Genomic DNA, 6395 nt, shown 5'->3' on the forward strand with positions numbered 1-6395 from the left:
ACAGCACATATCGGTCGCCGGACTTCGCTAGGGTCGCTGCGGCGGCACGCCCGTCACCTTGCGCAGCGGCGCGTCCCTTGCGGGGGCTGGACTCGACACACGGAGGATCACATGGCGAACTTGAACGTCGCATACCAGGAGATGCGTGACGCGGCGACGCGACTGACCACGGGTCAGGACGAGATCACCACGAAGCTCAACGAGCTCAAGGGCTTCATCGAGTCCCTCATCTCGTCGGGCTTCGTCACCGACCAGGCGTCGGTCGCGTTCGGTGAGTCCTACCGCCAGTTCACGCAGGGCGCCACGGACACCGTCGCCGCCCTGACGAACCTCGGCCAGTACCTGCGCACCGCCGCCACGACCCTCGAGGACGCGGACACCCAGCTCGCCTCCGGCCTGCGCGGCTGATCTCGACCACACCCGTGGCGCCCGCGGTCCTCGACCGCGGGCTTCACGGCGTCCGCACGAGAACAGGGGATGACGGATGGCCGACCGGCTGAAGCTCGACACCGTGGCGCTGCGCGACGCGGGGGCGTCCTTGCGCGTGGTGGCGCAGGAGTTCAACGACGCCAACGCCAACAGCGACGACGTCGCTGATGCCGTCGGACACGCGGGCCTCGCCGCGTGCGTCAGGGACTTCGCGCACGGGTGGGATGACCGCCGGGCCAAGCTCGTCGACTCGGTCGCGTCACTCGCTGAGTCCTGCGCGGGTGTCAGCGACGGGTTCGAGGGTCTGGACCGGGACTTCGCCGCGGCACTGAAGGGCCAGTCGTGACCCGCCCGTACTCGTGGTTTCCCCTCGCTGCCGTGGATCCGGTGCCCGGCGACCCCCAGGCGGTGCTGTCGGGCGGTCTGCGCTACCGAGATGTCGCCGACAAGATCTCGTCAGCAGCCAGCCTCCTGGGTGACCTCACGAGCACATCCGCGGCCGGGGCCGTCTCCGACGCCGTCGACACGATCCGTGATGCCAGCGCGAAGGTCGCCGCGGAGATCACGACGGCCCACGGCCGCTACCGGGACGTCGGCGACGCGCTCGTCGCCTACGCGCAGGAGCTCAGCCGCGCCCAGGAGGGCTCCCTCCAGGCGCTGCATGCCGCGCAGAGCGCGCAGCAGGCGCTGGACCACGCGAGTGCCCAGGTCAGGACGTCGGCGCGAGCTCTCGACGACGCCGTCGACGAGGCCGAGCGGACCGTCCACCAGACGCGGCTCCACCGAGCCCGCACCAGCCGGGATGAAGCAGACGCCAGCCTGAGCAGGGCTCGCGGCGACCTCGAGGAGGCGGTGGCGCTGCGCGATCAGGCCGCCCGGCGGGCGATCGACGCGATCGAGGCCTCCACGGGGTCGGACGACCTCAACGACGGCTGGTGGGACAACTGGGGCTCCAAGGTCGCGCACGCCGTGTCCAGCGTGGCCGGGATGATCGCCAGCGTCGCGGGCGTAGCGGCCCTCGTCCTGGCATGGGTGCCGGTCCTCGGCGAGGCGCTCGCGGCGGTCGCGGTGATCGCCGGAGCCGTGGCGCTCGTCGCCGACATCGCCCTCCTGATCGCCGGGGAGGGAGACTGGAAGTCCGTTGCCCTCGGCGTGCTCGGTCTGGCGACGTTCGGGGCGGGTCGGGTCGCGGGTGTCGCTCTGAAGATGGGCGCCAGGGGTGCGTTCGGCTCTGCCCGGCTGGCCGCCGGTTCGGCGGCCGCGTTCAGCCCGGTGGCTCGAGGCGCTCGCGGGCTGTCCACGGCGCGCAGCGCCGTGACCGCCATCGACGAGATGGCCGGCGTGGGTTCCAGCTCGATCACACGCGTGGCCGCGCGCGGCATGGCCAGCGAGACGGCTGCGCTGACGAGCCCGCAGGGGATTCGCGAGATGCTCGCGGTGCTGCGGCCCGGCACTGTTGTCAAAGACCTCGGCAGCAGCGTCGCAGGCGCGCTCACCCGCACCCCGGGGGCGTACGCCAGTTGGGGCGACGCGTTCACGGCAGGTGGTGCGGGGGTCCGCGCCGCCCTCCACGCTGGTCCTTCGGCGGCGGTCGCCGCCCTCACCGGCGAGTCGCGTGCCGTCGAGAGTCTCGTCGCGTTGGACACTGTGGCCGCTGGCCTGCGGACGTTCTCCAGCGAGTACTCCCACGCTGTGACGATGTCGAACGTTGCCGTCGGTGTCGCGGCGGGGGTCGCCGGCGCCGACAAGTACGTCATGGGGATGGGTTGCGTCGCGTGGGTCTCAGACACGTTCGCGCCGTCGGCAGTAGATGCGCTCGGGCTGAACTAGTCGACCTCGAGACTCCAGCCTCACCACGAAGGGTTTGATCGTGCCGGGAACTGTGACGTCGTACACCATCGGCTTTCCCACGGACTGGGTGAAGTGGCATGTGGGCGAGGGGCCGTCGCGGGAGGACGAGCTCGCCGAGATGGCCGCTGACGGGCCCGCGGCGCAGGAGCTCGTCCGCCACGCGGTGAACGGGCTCGACACGCTGTGCCAGCTTGGCGGGGTGTTCTTCGTCGCTGCGTTGTGGGTCCCGGACCGCTCGATCGGTGTGTCGCTCGCGACGGCTCAGCTCGAGCTGTTGACCGGACCGCTCGACGAGGACGCGTCATGGGACCTGATGCTGGAGCGGGCGAAGGCCTTCACGCCCCAGCGCGGCTTCAAGGTGTTCGACCGCGCGGTCGAGGTGTTGACGGTGCCGGCCGGTCCAGCGATCGGCGCTGTGACGGTGCTGGCAGAGCACCACCCGCGCCTCTTCGGTCGCCCTCCGCGCCCCGAGCCGGTCCAGACGCGGGTTGACATCACAGTGTTCCCTCCCGGTTGCTCGGACGTCCTGTGCCTCGAGCTGCGGACCTTCGAGTCGGACCTGCTCGACGCGCTCAGGGACGTGGCTCGGGTGGTTGCCGAGACGATCACGGTGGTCGTCGGACCTCCTCTCGACGCATGATCCCGCTCAGCGGAGTGCTGCTGAGTGGCACGATCCCGGTCGCGGATCTCGGGCCGGTGCCGGAGCTCTACCGGACGACGCCCCTTGCCGCCGCCCTGCTCGTCCTGGGTGCCGTCGGAGTCATCGTGTTCACCGCGCAGGTGCTCGGTGTGCGCCGCCGTGCCGCCGCGGGCGGAAGCCTGTGGGGCCCGTTCGTCTTCACGCTCGTGCTGATGGTCGTTCCCATCGCGGCGGGGATCGTGCTCATCGAGACGGGCAAGAGCCAGGCCATGGAGCGACTTCACGCGTACTACACGCGGGTGGACGAGGCGCAAACCCGGGTCATCACCCAGCTCGAGGCTCAGTACGGCGTCGTCATCGGCCGGCAGTGGAACGTTCCGACGCAGGACGGCGAGTACGGCGCGGTGGACCTGACCATGGCAGACGGCACACTCCGACAGGACTGTCTGGTGGTGACCGACGAGACCTACGAGATCCGTTGCGGGAATCCCCATGACCCTGGCGAGTCGACGCCGCTGCCGCTCGCTGACCCGACTGCTGCGCCGTGAGCGTCGCGCCGCCGCCAGACCAGAACGGACGTGGGACGTCGGGAGCTCGTCGGCCGCGCATCGACTCGCTGGGGTTCTTGCTCCCGGAGTCGTGGTGGACGGTGGACCTGCGCGACGAGGCGGCTCGCCGTCGCTCAGTGAGTGCACTCGTCGAGCGGCAGGTCGGTCGCGACGACAGCCGGGCGTCGCTTCGTGGCGATCTGCGGTCCCAGCTCGGGCGCGCGGCCGACGACGCAGCTCGCGCCGGCGGTCGGATCATGGCGGTGTCGCTCATGCGGGCCGACGGGATCCCCGTGCCCGCCACGCTCACCATGTACCGCGTGCCGGGTGCGGCCCTGGATGACCGCGGCGCCGAGGAGCTGGCCCGGCTCCTGCGGGCTTCGCAGCAGCAGGACGACGAGATCGAGATCGCACACGGCCTGCTCGGCCCGGTCCTGCGCCGGGTGAGCAGACGGCAGGGCGATGCGTCGATCGGGGGCTCGGACGTCACGCTTCTCGTGGTCGACTACTGGCTCGATCCGACCGACGCGCACGGCCTGATGCAGCTGAGCTTCTCGAGCCCGTTGCTGGAGCTCCGCGAGGGGCTGCTCGAGCTCTTCGACGCCATCGCCGCGTCCGTCAGTCCGGCCCAGGCTTCATGACCTCGGCACGCGGGCAGGAGCGTCGAGCCGGTCCGCGAGGCGCACGACGGTGGACACCTGATGCCTGATCGTGTGCTGTTCGAGCTCGTGGGGATGCGCGATGGGGGAGCGTTGTCCGCGCTCGTCCCGCTGCCTGACCTGACGCCAGAGCCAGCGCCGTATTCCACCAGTCCCGTCGCAGCGGCAGCGCTGGTCGTGGTCTGCGTCTCGATGGTGGCGTTCGTCGTGGTGATCCTTCGCTACATCGGGAGTGCCGATGACAGAAGGAAGATGCCATGGCGAGCGATCGGCTGGACGCTCGGGGTGGCTGGCGTGTCGGTCGCGGTGGCGGCGTTGCTCATGACGTCCGGGCAGCGAGACGCGCGAGAGGCACGTCTGGAATACGCCGGTCATGAGGTCGACGCATGGCATGCCGTGGCGTCCGCGCTGGAGGAGGCGTATGGGGTCAGGTTCGCCTCGTCGTTGCCGCTGATACCCACGGAGAACGGCGATTTCATGACGGATGAGCTCGACCTGCCAGACGGCTCTGTCGCGGAGTGCTTCGTGGGCGCCGAGGACGGTTTCTACAGCGTGCTGTGCGGGGGCGACACCGCGGCGACCTCGACGGCGCTCAGCCTCTCGTACGTTGCGGGCGCGGGTCAGTCGTGACCGCCGGCAAGCGCCCCCGCACCGGGGCAGTCCTGGCGACGGTGCTGAGCACCGTCGGGGTCGGTCTGCTCGTCGTCGCCGAGTGGCTGCGGCTGCTGCGTGACCGCGACCGGGTCGACCCGGTGCTGGTCGCGCTGATGGCGGCGGGCGTGCTCGTGCTGATCGGTGTCGTGTTCGGGTGGTTCGTGCGTCGGGGGCGTTCGCGTCATCGCGTCCTGGCGGGGTTGCGGCCGGGCTGGTCGCTGCACGAGGTGTGGGCGGACGAGTCGCTCGGTCGTGAGCTGGTCACGCAGGGGGTATGGGAGCGGGGGATGAGCCTGGCCGGCGGAACCCGGTGCACCCTCGCATGGTCGGAGGCCGGGGTGGGGCTGTGGCGCGGCGGTCGGGCGCCGCACGAGGTGCTGTCGTTGCCGTGGCAGGCCGTCGCGTCGATCACCGAGGGTTCGGGGCAAGCGGCGTCGAGCGCCCGACCGGCCGTCGTCGTGAGCACGGTGGCGCACGCCACGCTGGTGCTGGTGCCCTGCTCGCGGCCGTCAGGAGGCGTCTTGCCTGCCGGTGCGGCGCAGGTCCGCGGGCTGGTCGCGACCATGCGTTCCGCGCGCGACGAGCGCTGAGCGCGCGCAGCTCACGTGTACGCGACCGACCACCGGCTGATCTCGGCGTAGAACCGCTCGCGCGCGGGCCGGGGCGACAGCGTGAGGTCGTGCATGCCGCCGGCGATCCGGACGACCGTCACGATCGGCCCGAGCTGCACGGCGCGGCGGGCGAGGAGCTCGACGTCGAGGACGACGTCGGACGAGCGCATGTCCTCGTTCCAGCGCGGGCTGATGAGCGTGCGGGCCGACGCGAGCATGAGGATCGGCGCGTCGATGTCGAGCCCGCGGGCGACCCGGGCATGACCGGCGATGACCGCACGCAGCCAGCCGGCCCGGACCGGGAACGCGGGGCTCGGCCGCCAGCGGTCGTCGTAGTCCCACTCGCCGCCGTCGGCCTTGCGCAGCGTGCGCGCGTAGTAGCCGGGGTCGATGTTGGGCATGGCGGTCTTGGGCTGGAACCGCGCGAGCTGCGCGATCGCGGGGCTCGACACGTGCCGCGCGACGGATGAGCCCTGCAGCTCGAGCCAGGGGCTGTTGAGCACGAGCGCGCGGACCGCGCCGGGATGACGGTCGGCCCACAGGGCGGCGATGAGGCCGCCGGTCGAGTGGCCCATGAAGGTCAGGTGCGCGTAGCGGCCGAGGTCGCGGCGCATCTGCGTGAACGCCGCGTCGATCTCCTCGTCGTACGTCTCGAGATCCTCGATGTACCCGGGTGTCTGGTGCTCGCACAGGCTGCGGCCGTACTTGCGCAGGTCGAGCGCGTAGAACGCGATGCCGCGGGCATGCCAGTACTCGGCGAGCTCGGTCTGGAAGAAGTAGTCGGACCAGCCGTGCACGTAGAGCACACCGCGCGCTGGGCGCACCGGCTCGTCGGTCGGCGGCGCGTACCGCACGAGGCTTGCGACGACCTCACCCTCGTCGTCGGGTGCGAGCTCGAGGGTGCGGACGCGATAGTCCGGCCCGAGGACGTCCTGCTTCCACCGACCCGTCACCGCAGTCACACCTCGAGGACGATCTTGCCGAACTGGCTGCCGCGGGGGGG

At 71.1% G+C, this 6395-nt stretch carries 9 protein-coding genes; 8 read left to right on the forward strand and 1 reads right to left on the reverse strand.

The annotated features are described in order from the left end of the window. The first annotated feature begins 111 nt into the window (after positions 1 to 111). The 8 genes from VFW79_RS09155 (at position 112) to VFW79_RS09190 (ending at position 5371) form a co-directional block, all read left to right on the forward strand. Positions 112 to 408, forward strand: a complete 297-nt coding sequence (locus VFW79_RS09155; protein WP_291799489.1) for a WXG100 family type VII secretion target — start codon at positions 112 to 114, stop codon at positions 406 to 408. Between the two features lie 76 nt (positions 409 to 484). Beyond that, positions 485 to 775, forward strand: coding sequence for a hypothetical protein (locus tag VFW79_RS09160; RefSeq protein ID WP_329677003.1), 291 nt, complete (start codon positions 485 to 487; stop codon positions 773 to 775). Then, on the forward strand, positions 772 to 2259 hold the full coding sequence (locus tag VFW79_RS09165) for a hypothetical protein (protein WP_329677004.1): 1488 nt from the start codon (positions 772 to 774) through the stop codon (positions 2257 to 2259). Before VFW79_RS09160 ends, VFW79_RS09165 begins: the two co-directional genes overlap by 4 nt. A 40-nt stretch (positions 2260 to 2299) precedes the next feature. Beyond that, entirely contained in the window at positions 2300 to 2920 is a 621-nt protein-coding gene (locus VFW79_RS09170) for a hypothetical protein (RefSeq protein ID WP_329677005.1), read from the forward strand. After that, complete coding sequence (locus VFW79_RS09175; protein WP_329677006.1) at positions 2917 to 3468, forward strand: hypothetical protein; 552 nt, start codon at positions 2917 to 2919, stop codon at positions 3466 to 3468. The genes VFW79_RS09170 and VFW79_RS09175 overlap by 4 nt, the downstream gene beginning before the upstream one ends. A 137-nt stretch (positions 3469 to 3605) precedes the next feature. Beyond that, on the forward strand, positions 3606 to 4109 hold the full coding sequence (locus tag VFW79_RS09180; RefSeq protein ID WP_329677007.1) for a hypothetical protein: 504 nt from the start codon (positions 3606 to 3608) through the stop codon (positions 4107 to 4109). A gap of 72 nt (positions 4110 to 4181) precedes the next feature. Continuing rightward, positions 4182 to 4757: a hypothetical protein gene (locus VFW79_RS09185; protein ID WP_329677008.1), complete on the forward strand. Its 576-nt coding sequence runs from the start codon at positions 4182 to 4184 to the stop codon at positions 4755 to 4757. Next, positions 4754 to 5371 carry a hypothetical protein gene (locus VFW79_RS09190; RefSeq protein ID WP_329677009.1) on the forward strand — a complete coding sequence of 206 codons (618 nt, stop codon included), beginning with the start codon at positions 4754 to 4756 and terminating at the stop codon, positions 5369 to 5371. The genes VFW79_RS09185 and VFW79_RS09190 overlap by 4 nt, the downstream gene beginning before the upstream one ends. Positions 5372 to 5382: 11 nt before the next feature. Here VFW79_RS09190 and VFW79_RS09195 read toward each other — a convergent pair whose 3' ends face one another. Beyond that, positions 5383 to 6345 carry an alpha/beta hydrolase gene (locus VFW79_RS09195; RefSeq protein ID WP_329677010.1) on the reverse strand — a complete coding sequence of 321 codons (963 nt, stop codon included), beginning with the start codon at positions 6343 to 6345 and terminating at the stop codon, positions 5383 to 5385. Positions 6346 to 6395: the final 50 nt, after the last annotated feature.

Source organism: Cellulomonas sp., from assembly GCF_036279715.1.
Taxonomy (GTDB): Bacteria; Actinomycetota; Actinomycetes; order Actinomycetales; family Cellulomonadaceae; genus Cellulomonas_A.